Origin of the sequence: Mesorhizobium loti R88b, from assembly GCF_013170845.1 — a bacterium.
Classification (GTDB): Bacteria; Pseudomonadota; Alphaproteobacteria; order Rhizobiales; family Rhizobiaceae; genus Mesorhizobium; species Mesorhizobium loti_B.
The window spans coordinates 162,113-183,143 of record NZ_CP033367.1 but is presented as its reverse complement, the minus strand read 5'-3'; the positions used below and the strand labels follow the sequence as shown (position 1 = coordinate 183,143).

Annotated in this window: 17 protein-coding genes; 10 read left to right on the top strand and 7 right to left on the bottom strand. The window is 63.0% G+C overall.

The features are described 5' to 3' along the window. Positions 1-74: 74 nt before the first annotated feature. The gene (locus EB235_RS00845; protein ID WP_027032842.1) at positions 75-1,667 is read left to right on the top strand and encodes a peptide chain release factor 3; all 1,593 of its coding nucleotides are present in this window, start codon (positions 75-77) and stop codon (positions 1,665-1,667) included. Between the two features lie 169 nt (positions 1,668-1,836). Here the strand turns inward: EB235_RS00845 and EB235_RS00840 are convergent, their stop codons facing one another. After that, positions 1,837-2,307 (bottom strand): VOC family protein, encoded by a 471-nt coding sequence (locus EB235_RS00840; protein WP_027032843.1) that lies wholly within the window; start codon positions 2,305-2,307, stop codon positions 1,837-1,839. Between the two features lie 269 nt (positions 2,308-2,576). On the opposite strand from EB235_RS00840, the gene ilvD reads away from it, so the two are divergent. After that, on the top strand, positions 2,577-4,421 hold the full coding sequence (ilvD, locus tag EB235_RS00835) for a dihydroxy-acid dehydratase (RefSeq protein ID WP_027032844.1): 1,845 nt from the start codon (positions 2,577-2,579) through the stop codon (positions 4,419-4,421). Positions 4,422-4,465: 44 nt separating this feature from the next. On the opposite strand, the gene EB235_RS00830 is transcribed toward ilvD, so the two are convergent. Then, the gene (locus EB235_RS00830) at positions 4,466-6,220 is read right to left on the bottom strand and encodes an ABC transporter ATP-binding protein (RefSeq protein ID WP_027032845.1); all 1,755 of its coding nucleotides are present in this window, start codon (positions 6,218-6,220) and stop codon (positions 4,466-4,468) included. A 206-nt stretch (positions 6,221-6,426) separates the two neighbouring features. On the opposite strand from EB235_RS00830, the gene EB235_RS00825 reads away from it, so the two are divergent. Then, positions 6,427-7,707 (top strand): amidohydrolase family protein, encoded by a 1,281-nt coding sequence (locus EB235_RS00825; protein WP_027032846.1) that lies wholly within the window; start codon positions 6,427-6,429, stop codon positions 7,705-7,707. Between the two features lie 170 nt (positions 7,708-7,877). Beyond that, the gene (locus EB235_RS00820; protein ID WP_027032847.1) at positions 7,878-8,801 is read left to right on the top strand and encodes a DMT family transporter; all 924 of its coding nucleotides are present in this window, start codon (positions 7,878-7,880) and stop codon (positions 8,799-8,801) included. Here EB235_RS00820 and EB235_RS00815 read toward each other — a convergent pair. Then, positions 8,798-9,700, bottom strand: a complete 903-nt coding sequence (locus tag EB235_RS00815; RefSeq protein ID WP_027032848.1) for a phosphotransferase family protein — start codon at positions 9,698-9,700, stop codon at positions 8,798-8,800. The genes EB235_RS00820 and EB235_RS00815 overlap by 4 nt on opposite strands. Positions 9,701-9,796: 96 nt before the next feature. Here EB235_RS00815 and EB235_RS00810 point away from each other — a divergent pair, with 96 nt between their 5' ends. Next, positions 9,797-10,429: a class I SAM-dependent DNA methyltransferase gene (locus EB235_RS00810; protein WP_027032849.1), complete on the top strand. Its 633-nt coding sequence runs from the start codon at positions 9,797-9,799 to the stop codon at positions 10,427-10,429. On the opposite strand, the gene EB235_RS00805 is transcribed toward EB235_RS00810, so the two are convergent. Next, the gene (locus EB235_RS00805) at positions 10,426-12,879 is read right to left on the bottom strand and encodes a GcvT family protein (RefSeq protein WP_027032850.1); all 2,454 of its coding nucleotides are present in this window, start codon (positions 12,877-12,879) and stop codon (positions 10,426-10,428) included. The genes EB235_RS00810 and EB235_RS00805 overlap by 4 nt on opposite strands. Further along, positions 12,876-13,763, bottom strand: coding sequence for a phosphotransferase family protein (locus EB235_RS00800; protein WP_027032851.1), 888 nt, complete (start codon positions 13,761-13,763; stop codon positions 12,876-12,878). Before EB235_RS00800 ends, EB235_RS00805 begins: the two co-directional genes overlap by 4 nt. 426 nt (positions 13,764-14,189) lie before the next feature. On the opposite strand from EB235_RS00800, the gene EB235_RS00795 reads away from it, so the two are divergent. Continuing rightward, positions 14,190-14,966: a DeoR/GlpR family DNA-binding transcription regulator gene (locus tag EB235_RS00795; RefSeq protein ID WP_027032852.1), complete on the top strand. Its 777-nt coding sequence runs from the start codon at positions 14,190-14,192 to the stop codon at positions 14,964-14,966. Between the two features lie 76 nt (positions 14,967-15,042). Here EB235_RS00795 and EB235_RS00790 read toward each other — a convergent pair whose 3' ends face one another. Next, positions 15,043-16,404: a sensor histidine kinase gene (locus tag EB235_RS00790; RefSeq protein WP_027032853.1), complete on the bottom strand. Its 1,362-nt coding sequence runs from the start codon at positions 16,402-16,404 to the stop codon at positions 15,043-15,045. Further along, positions 16,401-17,075, bottom strand: a complete 675-nt coding sequence (locus tag EB235_RS00785) for a response regulator transcription factor (protein WP_027032854.1) — start codon at positions 17,073-17,075, stop codon at positions 16,401-16,403. The genes EB235_RS00790 and EB235_RS00785 overlap by 4 nt, the downstream gene beginning before the upstream one ends. 269 nt (positions 17,076-17,344) lie before the next feature. On the opposite strand from EB235_RS00785, the gene EB235_RS00780 reads away from it, so the two are divergent. The 4 genes from EB235_RS00780 (at position 17,345) to EB235_RS00765 (ending at position 20,943) form a co-directional block, all read left to right on the top strand. After that, on the top strand, positions 17,345-17,965 hold the full coding sequence (locus EB235_RS00780; RefSeq protein WP_245268884.1) for a class I SAM-dependent methyltransferase: 621 nt from the start codon (positions 17,345-17,347) through the stop codon (positions 17,963-17,965). Continuing rightward, positions 17,962-18,579: a DedA family protein gene (locus EB235_RS00775; RefSeq protein WP_027032856.1), complete on the top strand. Its 618-nt coding sequence runs from the start codon at positions 17,962-17,964 to the stop codon at positions 18,577-18,579. Before EB235_RS00780 ends, EB235_RS00775 begins: the two co-directional genes overlap by 4 nt. An 81-nt stretch (positions 18,580-18,660) precedes the next feature. Next, entirely contained in the window at positions 18,661-19,572 is a 912-nt protein-coding gene (locus EB235_RS00770; RefSeq protein WP_027032857.1) for a LysR substrate-binding domain-containing protein, read from the top strand. Positions 19,573-19,788: 216 nt separating this feature from the next. After that, complete coding sequence (locus EB235_RS00765) at positions 19,789-20,943, top strand: ABC transporter substrate-binding protein (protein WP_027032858.1); 1,155 nt, start codon at positions 19,789-19,791, stop codon at positions 20,941-20,943. The last annotated feature ends 88 nt before the right edge of the window (positions 20,944-21,031 follow it).

Below are 21,031 nucleotides of genomic sequence, written 5' to 3'. Positions count from 1 at the left end.
CGCGCCGCCGCACCGGTCGACAGCCCGGCACTGCGCTGCTAGAAGCCCGGCCTGTCACACGGAAATCCCAGAGAATGCCCGAAACAATACCAGAGGAAGTGGCGCGCCGCCGCACCTTCGCGATCATCGCCCACCCAGACGCCGGCAAGACGACGCTCACCGAAAAGCTGCTGCTGTTCGGCGGCGCCATCCAGCTTGCCGGCGAGGTCAAGGCCAAGAAGGACAGGATCCAGACGCGGTCCGACTGGATGAAGATCGAGCGCGAGCGCGGCATTTCCGTCGTCACCTCGGTGATGACCTTCGAATATGAGGACAATGTCTTCAACCTGCTCGACACGCCCGGCCACGAAGATTTCGCCGACGACACCTATCGCACGCTGTCGGCGGTCGACTCGGCCGTCATGGTCATCGACGCTGCCAAGGGCATCGAGCCGCGCACGCTGAAACTGTTCGAAGTCTGCCGGCTGCGTGACATCCCGATCATCACCTTCATCAACAAGATGGACCGCGAAAGCCGCGACCCGTTCGAGATTCTCGACGAGATCGAGCAGAAGCTGGCGCTGGATACTGCCCCCATCACCTGGCCGATCGGCCGCGGCAAGACTTTTGCCGGCACCTATCATCTGGCGCTGAATGCCGTGCGCAGGGGCGACGCGGAGAAAGAACGCACGCCGGTCAACGGTCCCGATTCCAACCGCGTCGCCGGGCTGCTGCCGGAAAACGAGCGCGAGGCCTTCATCGAGGAACTGGAGCTCGCACGAGAAGCGTGCCGGCCGCTCGACATCGACGCCTTCCGCGAGGGCCATCTGACACCGGTCTATTTCGGCTCGGCGCTGCGCAATTATGGTGTGCGCGACCTGATCGAGGCGCTTGGCGCCTTCGGGCCGCCGCCGCGCGCGCAGGAGGCCGACACCCGCAAGGTCGAGGCGACCGAGGACAAGATGACGTCCTTCGTCTTCAAGATCCAGGCCAATATGGATCCCAATCATCGCGACCGCATCGCTTTCGTGCGCGTCTGCTCGGGCAAGCTCGAGCGCGGCATGAAGGCCAAGCTGGTGCGCACGGGAAAGCCGATGAGCCTGTCGGCGCCGCAATTCTTCTTCGCCCGCACCCGCGTCACGGCGGACGAAGCCTTCGCTGGCGACGTCGTCGGTATTCCCAACCACGGCACGTTGCGCATCGGCGACACGCTGACCGAGGGCGAGGAAATTCTTTTCAGGGGGGTGCCGAATTTCGCCCCGGAAATCCTGCGTCGTGTGCGCCTTGGCGACGCGATGAAGGCCAAGAAACTGAAGGAAGCGCTGCACCAGATGGCCGAGGAAGGCGTCGTGCAGCTGTTCTCGCCGGAGGACGGCTCACCGGCCATCGTCGGCGTTGTCGGCGCGCTGCAGCTCGATGTGTTGAAGGAAAGGCTGAACTTCGAATACACGCTGCCGGTCGAGTTCGAAATGTCGCGCTTTTCGGTCTGCCGCTGGATTTCGGCCGACGACAAGGCCGAGACGCTTCGCTTCATCGAGGCGCATCGCGGCGACATCGCCAGGGATCTCGACAACGACCCGGTGTTCCTCGCCCAGCACGCCTTCTCACTGAACTACGAAGCAGAGCGCTGGAAAGCCATCCGCTTCGCCACGATCAAGGACTACCAGGTCCGCGACAAGGCGGCTTGAAGCTCTTCCTTCTCCCCGTTCCACGGGGAGAAGGTGCCCGAAGGGCGGATGAGGGGCAGCGTCGGCGGGGAAGGACTGGGGAATGTGCCCCCGGCCCTTCGCAAGCTCAGGGCGTTCGAAGCTCGAAAAGCCAAGCAATTGGCTTTTCGTCCGCGGCGCGGACCGCTTCTCACCCCTTCGCCGCCTCTTCGATCTTCGCGATATCGATCTTGCTCATCTGCATCATCGCTGACATCACCCGGCCAGCCTTGGCCCGATCCGGATCCAGAAGCAGGCGCGGCAACTGCTCCGGCACGACTTGCCAGGACACGCCGAACTTGTCTTTCAGCCAGCTGCATTGCGACGGTTCGCCGCCACCTTCGATGAGCTTGTCCCAGAAATAATCCACCTCTTCCTGCGTCTTGCAGTCGATCGACTGTGACATCGCCTCGTTGAACTTGAAGTGCGGTCCGCCGTTGAGCGCCTGAAACGGTACGCCGTCGAGTTCGAACGTGGTCACCAGCACTTTGCCTTCATCGGCGTGGCCCTTCGGCCAGCGCATCACGCTCAGCACCTTCGAATTCTTGAAGATGGACACGTAGAAATTCATCGCCTCTTCGGCTTGGTTGTCGACCCACAGGCAGGTGGTGATCTTTTGCATGTCGTGCTCCTCGGGTTGCTCTTCGCTGTTGTGGTGAAACGGCTGACTTCGAGAATGGTGCCATTTCCGTGCCGTCTGCCCAAGGACGGTCGTGAGCCACGCGATCCGACAGCGACATGCGATTTTTTCGCAGACTCTCGTTTTTTCGCTAGAATCTGGCGCATTGCAAAAATGTGGTCAGACCATACTTGGCGGTCTATAAACCCTGCGATCCAAATTCAGCGCCGCCACGCTCGCATCGAGCGCAGCCAGCCAGCTAAGGAAAGTTCATGCCCGCCTATCGCTCCCGCACCACCACCCATGGCCGCAACATGGCCGGCGCCCGCGGCCTCTGGCGCGCCACCGGCATGAAGGACTCGGATTTCGGCAAGCCGATCATCGCAGTGGTCAATTCCTTCACCCAGTTCGTGCCGGGCCATGTCCATTTGAAGGATCTCGGCCAGCTGGTCGCGCGCGAGATCGAGAAGGCCGGCGGCGTCGCCAAGGAATTCAACACCATCGCGGTCGATGACGGCATCGCCATGGGCCATGACGGCATGCTCTATTCGCTGCCGTCGCGCGAACTGATCGCCGATTCCGTCGAATACATGGTCAACGCCCACTGCGCCGACGCCATGGTCTGCATCTCCAATTGCGACAAGATCACGCCTGGCATGCTGATGGCCTCATTGCGCCTCAACATCCCGACCGTCTTCGTTTCCGGCGGGCCGATGGAGGCCGGCAAGGTGGTGCTGGCCGGCAAGACGCAGGCGCTCGACCTGGTTGACGCAATGGTTGCCGCTGCCGACGACAAGATCTCCGACGAGGACGTCAAGGTCATCGAGCGCTCGGCCTGTCCGACCTGCGGCTCCTGCTCGGGCATGTTCACCGCCAATTCAATGAATTGTTTGACCGAGGCGCTGGGCCTGTCGCTGCCGGGCAACGGCTCGACACTGGCCACCCACGCCGACCGCAAGCGGCTGTTCGTCGAAGCCGGCCATCTCATCGTCGATCTCGCCCAGCGCTATTACGAGCAGGATGACGAGACGGCATTGCCGCGCAGCATCGCCTCGAAGGGCGCCTTCGAAAACGCCATGACGCTCGACATTGCCATGGGCGGCTCGACCAACACCGTGCTGCACATCCTGGCCGCAGCACACGAGGGCGAAGTCGACTTCACCATGGAGGACATCGACCGGCTGTCGCGCCGCGTCCCGGTGCTTTGCAAGGTCGCGCCGGCCAAGTCAGACGTTCATATGGAAGACGTTCATCGCGCCGGCGGCATCATGGCAATCCTCGGTCAGCTCGACAATGCCGGGCTGCTCAACCGCGACCTGCCGACGGTGCACACCGCAAGCCTGAGCGAAGCCCTTGATCATTGGGACATTTCCCGCACCACAAGCCAGAATGTCCGCGATTTCTTCCTGGCCGCCCCCGGCGGTGTGCCGACTCAGGTGGCCTTCAGCCAGGACCGCCGCTGGGACGATCTTGATCTCGACCGCGAAAAAGGTGTCATCCGTTCGGCTGAGACGCCGTTCTCGAAGGATGGCGGTCTTGCCGTGCTGAAAGGCAATCTTGCGGTTGACGGCTGCATCGTAAAGACGGCCGGCGTCGATGAGTCGATCCTGAAGTTCACCGGTCCGGCACGTGTGTTCGAAAGCCAAGATGCCTCGGTCAAGGCGATCCTGTCCAACGAGATCAAGGCCGGCGACGTCGTCGTCATCCGCTATGAAGGCCCGCGCGGCGGCCCCGGCATGCAGGAGATGCTCTATCCGACCAGCTATCTGAAGTCGAAAGGCCTCGGCAAAGCTTGTGCGCTGGTCACCGACGGCCGCTTCTCCGGCGGCACGTCGGGCCTGTCGATCGGTCATGCCTCGCCGGAAGCAGCCGAAGGCGGTGTTATCGGGCTGGTAAGGGAAGGCGATACGATCGAGATCGACATCCCCAACCGCACCATCCGCTTGGCCGTCAGCGACGCCGAGCTTGAAGCGCGCCGGGCGGCAATGGAAGCCAAAGGCGCCCTGGCCTGGAAGCCCGAGGAAAAGCGCAAGCGCAAGGTGACAACGGCACTGCGCGCCTACGCCGCCTTCGCCACCAGCGCCGACAAGGGCGCGGTAAGACACGTGCCGGAGTGAGGGCGGTTCTTCCTTCTCCCGCAGGGGGAGAAGGGAAGAGCGTACTACGGCATCAGCTGATATTCATAAAGCTTCTGATAGAGCCCGCCCTGGTTGAGCAGCGCCCGGTGCGCGCCGCTCTCTACCACCTTGCCGCCTTCCAGCACCACGATCGTGTCGGCCTGGTGCACGGTCGAGAGACGGTGCGCGATGACGATTGTCGTGCGTCCTTCGGTCAGTTGCTGCAGCGCGTCGCGGAACAACGCTTCGGATTCGGCGTCGAGCGCGCTGGTCGCTTCGTCCAAGAGCAGGATTTCGGCGTCGCGCAGCATGGCGCGCGCGATCGAGATGCGCTGGCGCTGGCCGCCGGATAGCAGGCCGCCATTCTCGCCGACATCCGTCTCATAGCCTTTCGCCTGCGCCATGATGAAGTCATGAGCGTTGGCGGCCTTGGCGGCGGCGATCACCTCTTTGTCGGCCGCGCCCTCTCGCCCGAGCCGGATGTTGTGCATGATGGTGCCGGCAAACAGGAACGTGTCCTGGCTGACATAGGCGATCTTTTCCCTGAGCGAAGCGAGTGTCGCATGGGAAATGTCCTGGCCGTCGAGCAACACCTTGCCGCTCTTCGGGTCGTACATGCGCATGATCAGGTTCAGGATCGTCGACTTGCCGCCGCCTGACGGTCCGACCAGCGCCGTCATCTTGCCGGGCGCAAGGGTGAGGTCGAACCCTTCGAACACCGGCGGACCATCCTGGTAGGCGAAGCTGACGGCGTCGAACCGGATTTCGCCAGGCCCGGCCCGAAGCGGTCTTGCATCGGGCTTTTCGGCCAGCGTCAGCGGCGCGTCGGCGAGTTGGAACATCATGCGCACGCCGACAATGCCGCTTTCGAGCGAGATGCGAACGCGCGCCAGGCGCTTTGCCGGTTCATAGGCGAGCAGCAGCGCCGCGATGAAGGCCATGATGTTTCCAGGCATCTGGCCGCCTTGCAGAACAAGCATGCCGCTGACCATGACGGCGCCGGCGATCGCCAGCCCGGCCAGCGTCTCCATCACCGGGCTGGTTACCGCTTCCAGCGCAGCGATGTTGTTGGCTCGATCCTCGACGTCCTGCACCGCCTTGTACATGCGCTTGCGCATCAAGCCTTCCAGGTTGAAGGATTTCACCACGCGCACGCCGATCGCGGTTTCCTGCATCACCTGTACGATCTGGCCGACCGAGCGGAACTCCATCGCGGCGAATTTGCGCACACGCTTCAGGATGCGGTTGACGCCATAGATGGCAAGCGGGCCGACGACGAAGCAGATCAGCGACAGCGCCGGCTGCTGCCAGATCATGACCCCAATCAGGGCAGCCAGGGTCACCAGGTCGCGCACATAGGAGGTGACGATCAGGTCGAGCACGTTGCGTGCCGCCTGGGCATTGTTGGTCATGCGGGTGATCAGGTCGGACGACGAGGTCAAATGGTAGAATTCGATGCCTTGCGCCAGGATGCGGTCGTAGATTTTGCGCTGACGGTCGGCAATGATGGCATTGCCGACCCGGCTCATGAAATAGGCCTGGACGAAATTGGCGATGCCCTTGAGGATGAAAATCCCGGCGACCGCCAGGGCAATCATGTTGACGCGGTCGATCCGCTTGTCGATCACGAATTCATTGGTGATTTCGCGCAGGATCCAGGCGCTGGCAGCCGTCGTGCCGGCCACCACCAGCATCGACACAATGGCGGCGCCATATCCGAACTTATGCTGCCCGAAGGACTCTTTGACCAGCCGCACGATAAGGCGCTGGTTCTCCATCGAGCGTTCGTCGCGTTTCAGGAACGTCAAGTTCAAGTTCACACGGGACTTCCATGGTTTGCGACTATGGCCTTGAGTCCGGTGCCGATCGCTGCGTGGACGAAAGGCGGCTTATAGAGCGAGTTGACGCCAGAGGGAACCTTTCGCGGCCGCCGAAAGAAACGGCTGCGGCAAGCTGTCTTTTGCGCCACCATGGCTGGGTGATTCTGGAAATAGGATGACGACAGATGGATTTCGACCTTATCGTTCGTGGCGGCACACTGCCGGATGGCAGGATTGCCGACATCGGCATCAGCGGTGAGACGATCGCGGCGATCGAGCCCACACTGCCGGGTTCGGGACAAACCGAGGTCGACGCCCGCAGTAATCTGGTGTCGCCACCCTTCGTCGACCCGCATTTCCACATGGACGCCACGCTGTCCTACGGCATTCCGCGCATCAACGCCTCAGGCACGCTGCTCGAAGGCATTGCATTGTGGGGCGAACTGAAGCCGCTTTTGACGCATCAGGCGGTGCGCGACCGCGCACTGGCCTATTGCGACTGGGCGGTCTCGATGGGCCTGCTCGCCATCCGCACCCATGTCGACGTCTGCGACGACCGGCTGCTGGCGGTCGAGGCCCTGCTCGACGTGAAGAAGACGATCGCGCCCTATATCGACCTGCAGCTGGTAGCGTTCCCGCAGGACGGCTTCTATCGCTCGCCGACGGCACGTGAAAACACCATTCGGGCGCTCGACATGGGCGTCGACATCATCGGCGGCATCCCGCATTTCGAGCGCACCATGGCTGATGGCGCGCGTTCGGTTACCGAACTCTGCGAGATCGCGGCAAAACGCGGGCTGATGGTCGACCTGCATTGTGACGAGACCGACGACCCGCTGTCGCGCCATATCGAACAGCTTGCCTATGAAACGCAGCGCCTCGGCCTGCAGGGTAAAGTCGCCGGCTCGCATCTCACTTCCATGCATTCGATGGACAATTACTATGTCTCGAAACTCTTGCCGCTGATCGCCGAGGCCGGCGTTTCCGCCATTCCCAATCCGCTGATCAACATCATGCTGCAGGGCCGGCACGACAGCTTCCCGAAGCGCCGTGGCCTGACCCGGGTCAAGGAGATGCAGGCGCTGGGCATCCGTGTCGGCTGGGGCCAGGATTGCGTGCTCGATCCCTGGTATTCGCTGGGCACCGCCGACATGCTCGACGTCGCCTTCATGGGCCTGCATGTTGCCCAGATGTCGAGCCCGGCCGACATGGCGCGCTGCTTCGACATGGTCACCAACGTCAACGCCGCCATTATGGGCCTGGACCATCTGGGCCTGGCAGTCGGCAAGCGCGCCAGCCTTGTCGTTCTCGACGCCGGCAATCCGATCGAGGCCCTGCGCCTGCGCGCCGAGCGCATCTGCGTCATAGCCAGGGGCAAGGTCGTGGCGGAAAGGACAAGGCCGGATACCAAGCTTTCCATCCCGGGCAGGCCGGCGCAGGTGAACCGCCGGCACATAACCACCTAGATACAGCCGATTCCCCATGCTGGTCTTACCGATTTCCTGATTTCATCTCGTCAAAGCGGCCGCTTCCGTTTAGGACGCGGCTTAGAGCAATTCCAGGAAAAGTGTGAAACGGTTTTCCGTCCGGAATTGCGTCAAAACAAAGAGTTAGAGAGGGAGGAATCGGGATCGGCATGTCGCAGCCCGTGGCGCAGAATTCGACCATCAGGAACGTGCTTCTGGCCGGCATTCTGCTGATGCTGGCCGGCGATTTCCTGTTTGCGTTGAACGACGCGATGGGCAAGTGGCTGGTCGCCAGCTTCTCCGTCGGCCAGGTCGTGCTGATCCGCTCGATTGGCGCCTTCATCGTGCTCGGCCCGATGATCGCCAACCAGGGTGCCGGCAAGCTGTTCCAGATGGAGCGGCCCGGGCTGCAGATCCTGCGCGTGATGGCGACGACGCTGGACACCGCGTTGTTCTACGCCGCCGTCGTCTATCTGCCGCTTGCCGATGTGATGAGCTTCTATATGGCCGGGCCGATCTATGTCGCGGCGCTGTCGCATTTCCTGCTTGGCGAAAAGGTCGGTTGGCGCCGCTGGCTGGCGATCCTGCTCGGTTTCTGCGGCGTCCTGATCATGTTGAAGCCATCATCCGCGGCATTCTCCCTGTCGTCGAGCTTTGCGCTGGTCGGCAGCATCGCCTTTGCCTTTGCCATCATCCTCAACCGCCGTTTGCGTGGCACCAGCGACACCAACCTGGTGACATGGCAGACGATCGGCACGCTGCTGGTCGGCGGCGTGCTGACCATCGGCGCCTGGCGCACGCCCTCGGCACTCGATTTCGGTGCCATGCTGCTGCTCGGCATTGTCTCCTGCGGTGCGCATCTGATGATCACCAGGGCGCTCAAGCTGGCGCCGGCCTCGACGCTGGCGCCGCTGCACTACACGCTGCTCCTGTGGGCGGTGGTGTTCGGACTGGTGTTCTTCGGCGACGTTCCCGGTCCGCGCATCCTGATCGGCTCCGGCATCGTCGTTCTGGCCGGCCTGTTCATCTTCCACCGTCAGAAAGTGGTCGAGACCACCGTACCACCCGAAAACGTGCCCAAGGGGGTAAACTAGCCCTGGCGTATCAAGGCCAGATGTCGGGAAAACTCCGGCATCTCCATCAGTGCCTTGCAGCGGGCGAAGCGGCCGTCGGCATAGGCGCGAAAATCGTCGACCGGGTTGTTGTTGGCGAGCTGGATCAATCCCCATAGCGTCCACAACAGGTCGCACATTGCCTTGTAGATGACGACCCGTCCGCGGTCGGCCGGCCTCGCCTCGCCGCCGAAATAGGCGCGCATCATCTCCTCGTCCTGTGCACCATCGAATTTCCCCTCGACGCTGAGATCGCCGAGATCCCAGAGCGGGTCGTTCATTCCAGAATATTCCCAGTCCACAATCCACATCCGCTCGCCCGTATCGAGGAAGTTCTCGCACAGCGGATCGCAATGGCAGGCAACAAGCGGGAGCGGATGGACGGCCAGCGCGGAGCGCACGCTACCGGCTTCGCGCACCACGTCGTGATAGCCGGCGGGCAAGGCGACATCCCTGGTCGATAGCACTTTGAGATAGTCGTCGATCATCGCAAACAGTTCGAAGCGGAACAAAAACACCGAACCCGAATTGTGCAGCTTGCGAAACGCCTCGCCGGCCCGTGCCGGACTGCCTGGCCGTTCCCTGAATTTTTCCGGCGACATCGTCTGCGCGCCGGCAATGAAGCGCGTCACCATCACGCCGGTGCCGGCGTCGGCATGAAGCACCTCGGGACTGACACCGGCTTTTGCCGCCTCGCGCGCGGCCACCGCTTCGTTGGCGCGGTTGATGTATTCCTCGGTGCCTTTGCCTGGAATGCGCAGGCAGAGATCGCCGGCTCTGAAGACGAGGTTGGTGAGACCGCCGAGCCGCTCCAGCGGCCCGGTATAGCCGGCCAACGCCGGAATGGCGGCAAGTCTTGCACGCGCCTCGTCTGTCACCATGCCCGCGCCCCCACGCCTTTATTTTCTCATCGCAACGGTTCCACAATTTTCGCCGTTTGGCTATCATCCCGACAAGACAAGGGATTTAGTGGACACGTGGCGGACAGCAAACATCACGGCGCGCTTGGCGAGGTTTACGCGGCCAAGCGGCCAGAGGAAGTGGCGGCACTCTATGACCGCTGGTCGCAGACCTATGACGCCGACATGTCCGCCGCCGGCTATCGCCATCCGACGATCTGCCTTGCTCTGCTGGCCCGCCATCTGCCGCGTGGCGCGGCACCGTTGCTCGATGCCGGGGCCGGCACCGGGCTCATCGGCGAATGGTTGAACATTGCCGGCTATCCCGAAGTCGAGGCGCTCGACATCTCGCAAGGCATGCTGGACCAGGCCGCGCGCAAGGGCGTCTATTCCGCGCTGCATTGCCTTGCGCTTGGCGGCACGCTGCCCTTTGCCGACGATGCCTATGCCGGGATCATCTCGGCCGGCGTCTTCACCTCGGGCCATGTCGGCGTCGAGGGACTGGACGAATTGATCCGCATCTGCCGGCCGGGCGGCATCATCGTGCTGACGGTCAAGAACACGCTGTGGGATCAGGGCTTTGCCGCACGCATCGCCGAACTACATGCGCAAGGCCTAGTCGCTCGCGCCGAGGAAACGCGCCCTTACGTCTCCATGCCTGGCGAGGCCGACACTGTGCCCAGCCGTGGCCTCGCCCTGCGGATAAGCTAGGCTTTCACCCTATCCGCTGCCGGATCGTACATCGGTTGGAGATGGATTTTAGCCGGTGTCCGCTCCATTGCGACCACCAGTTCATAGTCGCCTGAGGTGAGAAAATCATCGCTCACCCCGTCGGCGTTGCGCACATAGCCGTAGCCGATATTGCTGCCGATCGTGTAGCCATAGCCGCCGCTGGTCAGATAGCCGACAGGCTCGCCATCGCGCAGGATGGTCTCGCGGCCGAGCAGCACGATTTCGGCATTATCGACCGTGAACCCGGCAAAGCGTTTCTTCAAGGGCGCGCCGCCGATAGCTTCAAGCGCGCGTCGTCCGACGAAATCGGTGTTCTTGCGCAGCTTGACGGCCCAGCCGAGGCCGGCCTCCTGCGGCGTGTCGTTGGGGGTGATATCGGAGCCCCAGGCGCGGTAGCCCTTTTCCAGCCGCAGCGATTCCAGAGCCCGGTAGCCGACCGGGCGGATGCCGTGCGTCTTGCCCGCCGCCATCAGCGCGTCGAACACTTCGCCTGTCGCCGCGATCGGCACATGCAATTCCCAGCCGAGTTCGCCGACATAGGTGACGCGCAGCGCGCGGACCTTGTGGCCGGCAATGGTGATCTCGCAAACATGGCCGAACGGGATTGCCGCGTTCGACACATCCGCATCGGTCACACCAGAAAGCACATCGCGAGCCCGCGGCCCCATCAGCGACAGCGTGCCGAAATCCTCGGTGACATCGGTCAGCCCAGCATCGAGGCCATCGCCGATATGGTCGCTGATCCACGAGGCATCATGGGTGCGGAAACCGGTGCCGGTGACGATGTAGAATTTTTCTTCAGTCAGCCGCGCCACGGTCAGGTCGGCTTCGATGCCGCCGCGCGTATTCAGAAGCTGGGTGTAAGTCAGCCGGCCGATTGGCTTGCTGACATCGTTGGCGCAGATCCAGTCCAGCGCCTTGGCCGCGTCGGGGCCGCTCAGCTCGTATTTGGCAAAGGATGACTGGTCGAAGATGCCGACCTTCTCACGCACATGCCGGTGCTCGTCGCCGACCGCCGCGAACCAGTTCTGGCGGCCCATGGAATAGATGTCTTGCGGTTCGACGCCGTCCGGCGCGAACCAGTTCGGCCGCTCCCACCCAAGCTTGGAGCCGAACACGGCGCGCTGCTGTTTCAGCCTGTCGTACAGCGGCGAGACGATGCGCGGCCGGCCGCTGGCATATTCCTCATGCGGGAAGCCGATCGTGTAGTGCTTGCCATAGGCTTCCAGTGTCCGTTCGCGCACCCATTGCCGGTCGCGGTGCAGGGTGGAAAAGCGCCTGATGTCGACCACCCACAGGTCGAGCGGCGCCTCACCGTCGACCACCCACTGCGCCAGCACCCAGCCGGCGCCGCCGCCCGACGCGATGCCGAAGGCGTTGAATCCTGCGCCGACGAACATGTTGGCGCATTCCGGCGCCGTACCGAGGATGAAATTGCCATCCGGCGTAAAACTTTCCGGCCCGTTGATCATCTGCTTGACGCCGACCGTTTCCAGCGCCGGCACGCGTGCGATCGCCTGTGCCATATGCTGCTCGAAATGGTCGTAGTCGTCGTCGAACAACCGGAATTCCCAATCATCAGGCACGTCGCCCCCGGGAAGACCGGTCGTCCACGCCTGCGGGTTCGGCTCATAGCCGCCCATCACCAGACCGCCGACTTCCTCCTTGAAATAGGTGCGGCGATCCGGGTCGCGCAGCGTCGGCGCATCGGTCGCCAGGCCATCGATCTTCTCGGTGATGATATACTGGTGCTTGACCGGCTGCAGCGGCACGTTGATGCCCGCCATGGCGCCGACCTGCCGCGCCCATTGTCCGGCGCAGTTCACCACCTTGTCGCAGGCAATGTCACCTTGATTGGTCTTCACGGCCGTGATGCGACCGTCTTTCATCTCGAAGCCGGTGACGCGGACATCCTCGAAGAGCTTCGCGCCATGCATGCGCGCGCCCTTGGCCAGCGACTGCGTGATGTCGGAAGGGCTCGCCTGGCCGTCGGTCGGCAGCCAGGAGGCGCCGACGAGATCGCCGGTTTCCATCAGCGGCCACATCGCCTTGACCTCGGCCGGCGACAAAAGATGCATGTCCATGCCGAAGCTCTTCGCCGTCGTCGCCAGCCTTTTGTACTCGGTCCAGCGGTCGGCATTGGTGGCAAGCCGCAGGCAACCGGTCATCCTCCAGCCGGTGGCAAGCCCGGTCTCGGCCTCCAGCCCCTTGTAGAGGTCGACGGAGTATTTGAGCACCCGAGTAATCGAGGCCGACGAGCGCAATTGCCCAACCAGCCCGGCGGCATGCCAGGTCGAGCCCGAGGTGAGCTTGCCCTGTTCGAGCAGCACCACATCGGCCTTGTGGTCGCGTGCCAGATGATAGGCCGTCGAACAGCCGATGATGCCGCCGCCGATGACGACGACCGCGGCCTGGCTGGGCAAGGTCATGATTTCAGGATCCCGTATTTTGTCCGGTAGTTTTCCAACGCCGCGTCGAGCCGCACCAGGGTTTCCTCGGTATAGGCGATGTAGTCGATGCCGGGCGCGTCGAGATAGAGTTCGGACACCATGCTCCACATCGTCTCGCGCAACAGCGAGGCGCATTGCATGGCGGCATGCGAGCGGCGGATTGCCTCGTCCGGTTCCTTCATGAAATAGGCGGTCAGGAAGGCGAAGGATTCCGCGTCGCTCATGCCCGCGTTCGAGGCGACGCCGGCAAGGTCGAACATTGCCGTGTTGAAACCGGCATACTCGAAGTCGATCAGCCACAGCCTGCTGCCATCGTCAAGAATATTAGCCGGCAAAAGATCATTGTGGCCGAAGACGATTGGTAGCAGTTTCTGCGCCCGCTCCAGCTCATCTGCCAGCGCCAGGAAGCGCGGCAGGTCGCTGCGCTTACGGCTGCCGCCTTCGTCAAGTGTGCGTGCGTAGTCGCGGATGACGTGGAACACCCAGAACATGAAGCCGGCGCCGGAGATATGGTTGGGCATGTCCCGGTGGAAGCCGCGCATGAGCGCGGCGACGCGACCGAGATTGGCACGCACGTCCTCGGCCAGATAGGTCTTGGCGCCAAGAAACGCCGTCACCAGGATGCCCGGTTCGGCATAGTGGACCGCCGGGGCGAAGCCGGCGGCATGGGCGGCCCGGGCGGTCATCACCTCGCGTTCGCGGAAGACATGGTGGAACGGATAGTCCTCGCCGAAGCGCACGACATGTTTGCCGGCGGAGTCGCTGACCACATAATTGGCGTTGCTCAGGCCGCCGGGCAGCGGGGCGATCTCGATGGCGCCGGTCCAGCAGGGCAGGGCGAGGATGCGATCTTCGGCTGTCACAGAATCATCCCTGATTTTCTGGCCTGGTTTGCTGGATTTCGACGCGGCGCCATGCACAGCGCGACGACGGCGGGGAGAAACGCAAATGATCTCGTCGGTGCGGGATGCCAGGATCGGTATCCCGCACCGCACCGACGAGCCCCATGGCCAGGTTTTGGATCCCGGCATCCGCCCCCGCGGATCTCTAGATTCCTTGCGCCAGGCACGTTCAACACGGCCTGATCAGTGAGTTGCGGCTCTGCCATCGCCCTCCCGTTTGCAGCTCCGAACCCCTGTTGATGCCCGGATTTCACGCCAGGGTTGCCCGGTTGTCAATTAAAACATGTGACTTTTTTTGGGTATTTTGCCCGAAACCATGTGACGATCCCTTTAAAAGCACTTGGATTACCTTAAAACCGGTCAAAAGGGCTAAGTCCGGGAAACCAAATGGTCCATTCCAAACGCCATGGCGAGATTCTGCGGCTGCTGCAGGAAGAGGGAACCGTCACCATCGCCAGTCTGGCCGATCGGCTGGGTGTTTCGCTCGAAACCGTGCGCCGCGACGTCAAGCCGCTGACCAGCGACGGCTCGGTTCTGAAGATGCATGGCGCCATCGGCCTGCCGTCGATGGTCGGCGAAGCGCCGTTCGAACGGCGCATGCGTGAGAATGCCGATGCCAAGCGCATCATTGCACGCATGGTCGCCGCCACCATCCGCGACGGTGAATCGATCATGCTCGACACTGGCACCACGACGTCGTTCCTGGCGCGCGAACTGCTCGGCCACCGGCGCCTGACGGTCGTCACCAATTCGTCCGACATCGCCCGCACGCTGGCCACCGTCAACGGCAACAAGGTCTATATGGCTGGCGGCGAACTGCGCAGCGATTCAGGCGCTGCGTTCGGAGCTTCGGCCATCGATTTCGTCAGCCGCTTCTCGGTCAGCCATGCCATCATCTCCACCGGTGCCGTCGATGCGCTGACGGGTGTCATGGACTATGATCTGGAAGAGGCCGAGTTCGCCCGCATGGTGCTGTCGCGCGGCCAGCGTTCTCTCGTCATCACCGATCACACCAAGTTCGGCCGCCAGGGCCTGGTTCAGGTCTGCGGCTTCGGCGGTTTTTCCGAACTCGCCACAGACCAACCGCCGCCACGCGACATAGCCGCGGCGTTGGCGCAGGCAGGCGCGCGGCTCAGCATTGCCGGCTGCGAAGCCGGATTTTAGCCGAACACCAGCGATTGGTGGGCGCCCGCGAAGGTCCCGGCCGATACGGCGAAGGCGATGCTGTGCATCGACAAGCCTATGCCGGCAAGGCGCGAAAACTCATCCGGAAGCAGGCGCCGCTCGGCTTGCCGTCGAGGATCTCGATGCGCCCGCCATGCAACTGCATGATTTCCTGAACGAGGTTGAGGCCGAGCCCGGCGCCGTGGTCCTGCGGGCGCAGTCGGTAGAAGGGCTCGAAAATGCGTTCCCGCTCGATCGGCGGCACGCCGTCGCCTTCGTCCCGCACCTCGATAACAGCGGGCGCTGTAACGCTGACGGTGATCTTGCCATTGCGGCCGCCATGCTCGATGGCATTCTGGACGATGTTGGTCACGGCACGTTCGATCGCGGTGCGGTCGCCGGTTGCGAAAACCGTCTCGCTCTGCGGCTCGAACGACATATCGTATCCGGCCGAGAATGCCATTGGCGCGAGGTCGACGATGACGCCGCGCGCGATTGCCACGAGGTCGACCTTTTCGAAAGGCGATGTCTGCCGGTCGAGGCGCTGCAGGTCGAGCAGCTGGTCGGTCAGCGTCGAAAGCCGCGCTGCGTCCTGCAGCAGCCGTGCCCGTTCCGGTGTCGCCGGCAGCGAGGCGAGGCGGGTGTTGAGGATGGCGACCGGTGTTCGCAGTTCGTGGGCGGCGTCGGTCAGGAAGCGCTTGTGACGCTCATAGCCTTTGTCGAGACGCGCAAGGGCGGCATTCACCGCCTTGACCAGCGGCGTGACTTCCTTCGGCACATCCTTCAGCGGCAGTTGCACGCCGCGCTGGTCGATGTCGATGCGCTCGGCCTCGGCGGCCGCATGGCCAAGGCCCGACAGCGCCCCGCGCACCACCCACGGCGTCGCAAACAGTGTTGCCAGCGCCATCAGCCCGGCAAGCGGCAATATGCCTTGCAGGAAGAATTGCGGTGCCTGTCCAAGCAGGCGCAGCAGCGAAAGTCCGCCCTTGGTGCCGGTGAAGATCTGGACATTGCCGGCCGCCGTGTCGGTCCAGCGGATCTTTGCATCCGGTGGCGCGCTCTCGCCGATGGAATTGTCGATACGCGCGTCGCTGATGCTGTCCAGCAACCCGGCGAAAGGCTGGAAGATGGTCGGCACCGTGCCTTCCCTCAGCCAGTGCCCCTGCTTGTCGCGGATGATGAACCAGAGGTCCGGGACCCCGGCGCGCAGCTTCGTCAGATCGGGGGTCTCGCGAAGGGTAAGCTCGCCGCCTGCGTCGCGCACCACCGCATCCGCCAGCACGTCCATCGTGCCGTCCTCATAGTCGTGCGGAATGAGGCCGGTGGCCAGCATGGCGCCGAGAATGCCGACGATGATCAGCGTCAGCATCGCGCATTGCAGCAGCGCAATGCGCAGCACCAGGCTCCATTTGAGCGAACGCGGACGTTTGAGGGTCATGTTGTCTCGCGCAGGAGATAGCCTACGCCGCGAATGCCGTTGATCGTCACGCCGGCATCGGCATCGGCGAGCTTGCGGCGCAAGCGTGAGACATGGGTGTCGAGCGCGTTGGATTGGATCTCGTCGTCGAGGCCGAAGACGGCCTCCATCAGCGCCTCGCGCTGCACCATGCGGCCGGTGCGCCGCATCAGTGCCTCCAGCACCAGCAGTTCGCGCCTTGGCAGGCTGAGCGGCTCGGCACGGATAGACGCCTCGCGGTGTCCGACATCGAGCACCAGATGGCCGGCGCGGATGAATTGCGACTGCAGTGGTGCTGGGCGCCGCAGCAGTGCACGCAAGCGGGCCAGCAGTTCCTCGAAGGCGAACGGCTTTGCCAGATAATCGTCCGCGCCCATGTCCAGCCCGTCGACCTTGTCCGCCGTGTCGCCCTTCGCCGTCAGCACCAGCACGGGCGTCGTGTTCTTCGTCGAGCGCAATCTCGGCACCAGCGACAGCCCGTCGCCATCCGGCAACTGCCGGTCGAGCAGGATGGCGTCATAGCTGTCGACAGCAATGAAGCCCTCCGCCTCCAGCAATGTGCCGGCGTGGTCGACCACCATGTCGTGGCGCTTCAGCGCGGAACGCAGCGCCGAGACCATTTCGGGCTCGTCTTCGACCAGCAAGATACGCATCCACTGTCCCCAGGTAATGACATCGCTTCGGGCGCTAACGCGCCAACATTGCGCAAACATGGCAAAGCCGAACGGCCCGGAGCCGGCAAGCTCTTTCTTTGCATCTGCGATGTTGCGCAATGTCTATGCAATACAGCCCGGGCAAACAGCGCGGGTCGGCACGAACCGCCCATGCCGACATCAAGGCGTCGGGCCCGACTATGCAACAGGTTCGGGTCCGACGCTGAAACGAAATCGACTGGCCGCACCAAGACTGGTTGGCGTGCTGCTTGTCCGGGATTGAGGTTGTTATGCCTGCAAATGATGCCCTGTCTTTTCTCGTCGCGTGGACCGTGGCGCCGTTCAGAATTGGCTCCGTCACGCCGTCCAGCTCCAGTCTTGCGGCCTTGATGACACGCGACATCGGCCCCGCGACAGGTCCCGTGGTGGAGCTCGGTCCTGGCACCGGCCCGTTCACACGGGCACTGCTGTCGCGCGGGGTGAGGGAAGAGGATCTGACGCTGATCGAATCCGATCCGGATTTTGCGGCGCTGCTCATGCGTCGCTTTCCCGCGGCCCGGATCTTTGAAATGGATGCCGCCGGTCTGCGCCATCTGTCGCTATTCCCCGGGCCGGTGGTCGGTGCCGCCGTCAGCGGGCTGCCCTTCCGCCTGATTTCGCCGCGCAAGACGCTTGCCATTCTTGAAGGCGTCTTCGCGAACCTGCGCCCGGGCGGGGCGCTCTATCAGTTCACGCTTGGCCGGCGCTGCCCGTTCGACCAGTCGCTGCTCGACCGGCTCGATCTCGAGGTCACGCGGGTCGGTCATACCTTTCGCAACTTCCCGCCGGCGACTGTCTATCGCATTGCCAGGATCAAGACGGTCAGGTCGTATGATTGGCGCTTCGCATGACGGGCCCGCTGGCGGCCGTTCTCGGCTTCGGTCTGTTCGGCGTCTTCTGCCTCGCCTTCACCGAAAAGATCCTGCCGGTCCCGCCGTCTCATGTGCTGCTGCTGTTCCTCGGCATGACGGCGGCGCCTGATAGCGCGACACTGGCGATCCTGCTGGCGGTGACAACGCTTGCCTCCTTCTCCGGCTGCCTTGTCTGGTATGGGGTTGGTCGCCGGATCGGATTTGACCGTGCCGACCGGCTGATCGAACGTGTCGGCAGATATGTCTTCCTGCGCCCCGCAACCTACCGCAAGCTTGGTCAGGCCTATCGCCGCAATCATGTCCTTGTGTCCCTGCTGGCGCAGTTCATCCCGACAGTGCGCAATTACCTGCCGATCGCGGCCGGCGCGCTTTGCCTGCCTGTTCTGCCCTTCGCAATCGCGACGCTGCTCGGCGCCACCATCTGGAATGCGGGCTTTCTGCTGACCGGCTATCTCTTACGCGGCAGCGGCCAGGACACCTTCACGGTGGGCTTGCGCATCATCGTCATCGTCGTGGCGCTGGAGACGGCCTTCATGCTGGCCGTGCGCTATGGCCCTGCGTGCCGGCGACGCATCAAGCTGGTGCTCGGCTGATCGCCCAACAACGGTCTCTAGCAATGGGATAAGCTCCGTCGTCGGCTTTCCTTCGCTCGGTCGCCGGTGTTTAGTCCGGCCATGGCCTTCACCATCCGCCAGTTGCAGTTCTTCATCGCCGTCGCCGAGCAAGGCACGGTGTCGGGCGCGGCGCAAAACCTCTCCATCTCGCAGTCCTCCGTCACAGAAGCGATCAAGGAACTCGAAAGCGATCTAGGCGTCGAACTGTTCGAGCGCCATCCGCGTGGGCTCAACATCACCCACAAGGGCCACCAGTTCCTGCGCCACGCGACGAAGATCCTCGCCGACGTGTCCGATGCGCGCCGCTCTTTTTCCGGCGAACAGGCGGTAGTGGGCGGGCGGCTGCAGCTTGGCGTCACCTCGCTGGTCGCCGGCTATGTGCTGTCGGATCTGCTTGCCCGCTACCGCCGCGCCTATCCGGGCGTCGAGGTCTCGGCGATCGAGGACAATGGCGACTACCTCGAACATCTCCTGATCGGCGGCAAGCTCGATATTGCCGTCATGGTCACCTCCAATTTGCGTGACCGTACGGCACTGCAATCGGAAATCCTCGAGGTCTCGGCCTACCGCCTGTGGCTGCCGCTTGGTCATTCGCTTGCCGGCGCCGACATCATCGGCATTGGCGACATCGCCGGCGAACCGCTGATCATGCTGACCGTCGATGAGATCGAGGAGAACACGGGAAAACTGCTGACGGCGATCGGCGCCAAGCCGCATGTCGCCTTCCGCACCCGCTCGGTTGAAGCGGTGCGCAGCCTGGTTGCCACCGGCGCCGGCGTGGCGCTTTTGCCCGACCTTGTCTACCGGCCGTGGTCGCTGGAAGGCGACCGCATCGAATCGCGTGATATTTCGGGCTCCTTGCCCGTGGTGCAGGTCGGCATGGTGTGGCGGCGCGGCTCCGGCCTGCCGCAGGCGGCGCGCGACTTCATCGGCCTTGCCCAGTCGCAAAGGACGGTCCGCCAACGCCCCTGACCGAGCAGTGCTGATCTATCGGTAAAACCGATATCGCCTTTCTGATAAATGAATTTGCGAAACCGGAATTTTCCAAGCACCTTCCGTGACAGGGACCAAAGCCGCCAGCAGAGCGGCATCAAGTCCATAGGACGAACTGACAGTTTTTCAGTCCGCGCGTGATCTGGCGAAAACCGGAGCGGTTTCGGGATCATCCGCCAAAATGGGAGATCGATGATGAATTCATTCCTGAAGTCATGCACTGCGCTAACCGTCGCGCTGACCTTTTCCGGTCAGGCCATCGCCCAGGTCAAGGAACTCGGCAAGGGCGAAGGCCAGGTCAACATCGTTGCCTGGCCGGGCTATATAGAGCGCGGCGAGACCGACAAGGGCTATGACTGGGTCACAGCTTTCGAAAAGGAAAGCGGCTGCAAGGTCAACGTCAAGACCGCAAACACCTCGGACGAGATGGTCTCGCTGATGAATGAGGGCGGCTTCGATCTGGTCACCGCTTCGGGTGACGCCTCGCTGCGTCTCGTCGCCGGCAAGCGCGTGCAGCCGATCAACACCGATCTCATCCCGAGCTGGAAGAATGTCGACCAGCGCCTCAAGGATGCGCCTTGGTTCACCGTCGGTGGTGTCCACTATGGCGTCCCCTACCAATGGGGTCCGAACATCCTGATGTACAACACCGAGGTGTTTAAGGAAGCGCCCAAGAGCTGGAACATCGTCTTCGAGGAGATGAACCTGCCTGATGGCAAGTCCAACAAGGGCCGCGTTCAGGCCTATGATGGCCCGATCCACATCGCCGACGCCGCCAACTATCTGATGTTCCATAAGCCGGAACTCGGCATCAAGGACCCCTACGAACTGAACGAGGCCCAGTACAAGGCAGCACTCGACCTGTTGCGCGTCCAGCGCACGCTGGTCGGCCGCTACTGGCATGACGCCGCCATCCAGGTCGATGATTTCCAGAATGAAGGCGTCGTCGCATCCGGCTCGTGGCCGTATCAGGTCAACACGCTGGTCGCCGCCAAGAAGCCGGTTGCCTCGACCGTGCCGGAAGAAGGCGTCACCGGCTGGGCCGACACCACCATGATGGAGGCTGATGCCGCCAACCCCAACTGCGCTTACAAGTGGCTTGAACACTCCCTGTCCCCGAAGGTGCAAGGCGACGTCTCGGCCTGGTTCGGCTCGTTGCCGGTCGTGCCCGCCGCCTGCAAGGGCAATGAATTGCTCGGCGAGGAAGGCTGCAAGACCAACGGCTACGACAATTTCGACAAGATCAAGTTCTGGAAGACGCCAGTCTCGAAATGCGTCACCCAGAACGACCAGTGCGTGCCCTACTACCGCTGGGTGTCGGACTATATCGGCGTCATCGGCGGGCGGTGATTTTCTTCACCCTCCCCCTTGTGGGGAGGGTCGACGCGTAGCGTCGGGGTGGGGGTCAGCGCGGACGTCAGTGCTAGTCACCCCCACC

Coding starts and splice junctions, on each gene's coding strand:
- EB235_RS00845 (WP_027032842.1), top strand. CDS start 75: ATGCCCGAAACAATACCAGAGGAAGTGGCGCGCCGCCGCACCTTCGCG.
- EB235_RS00840 (WP_027032843.1), bottom strand. CDS start 2,307: ATGCAAAAGATCACCACCTGCCTGTGGGTCGACAACCAAGCCGAAGAG.
- ilvD (WP_027032844.1), top strand. CDS start 2,577: ATGCCCGCCTATCGCTCCCGCACCACCACCCATGGCCGCAACATGGCC.
- EB235_RS00825 (WP_027032846.1), top strand. CDS start 6,427: ATGGATTTCGACCTTATCGTTCGTGGCGGCACACTGCCGGATGGCAGG.
- EB235_RS00820 (WP_027032847.1), top strand. CDS start 7,878: ATGTCGCAGCCCGTGGCGCAGAATTCGACCATCAGGAACGTGCTTCTG.
- EB235_RS00815 (WP_027032848.1), bottom strand. CDS start 9,700: ATGGTGACAGACGAGGCGCGTGCAAGACTTGCCGCCATTCCGGCGTTG.
- EB235_RS00805 (WP_027032850.1), bottom strand. CDS start 12,879: ATGACCTTGCCCAGCCAGGCCGCGGTCGTCGTCATCGGCGGCGGCATC.
- EB235_RS00795 (WP_027032852.1), top strand. CDS start 14,190: ATGGTCCATTCCAAACGCCATGGCGAGATTCTGCGGCTGCTGCAGGAA.
- EB235_RS00790 (WP_027032853.1), bottom strand. CDS start 16,404: ATGACCCTCAAACGTCCGCGTTCGCTCAAATGGAGCCTGGTGCTGCGC.
- EB235_RS00785 (WP_027032854.1), bottom strand. CDS start 17,075: ATGCGTATCTTGCTGGTCGAAGACGAGCCCGAAATGGTCTCGGCGCTG.
- EB235_RS00775 (WP_027032856.1), top strand. CDS start 17,962: ATGACGGGCCCGCTGGCGGCCGTTCTCGGCTTCGGTCTGTTCGGCGTC.
- EB235_RS00770 (WP_027032857.1), top strand. CDS start 18,661: ATGGCCTTCACCATCCGCCAGTTGCAGTTCTTCATCGCCGTCGCCGAG.
- EB235_RS00765 (WP_027032858.1), top strand. CDS start 19,789: ATGAATTCATTCCTGAAGTCATGCACTGCGCTAACCGTCGCGCTGACC.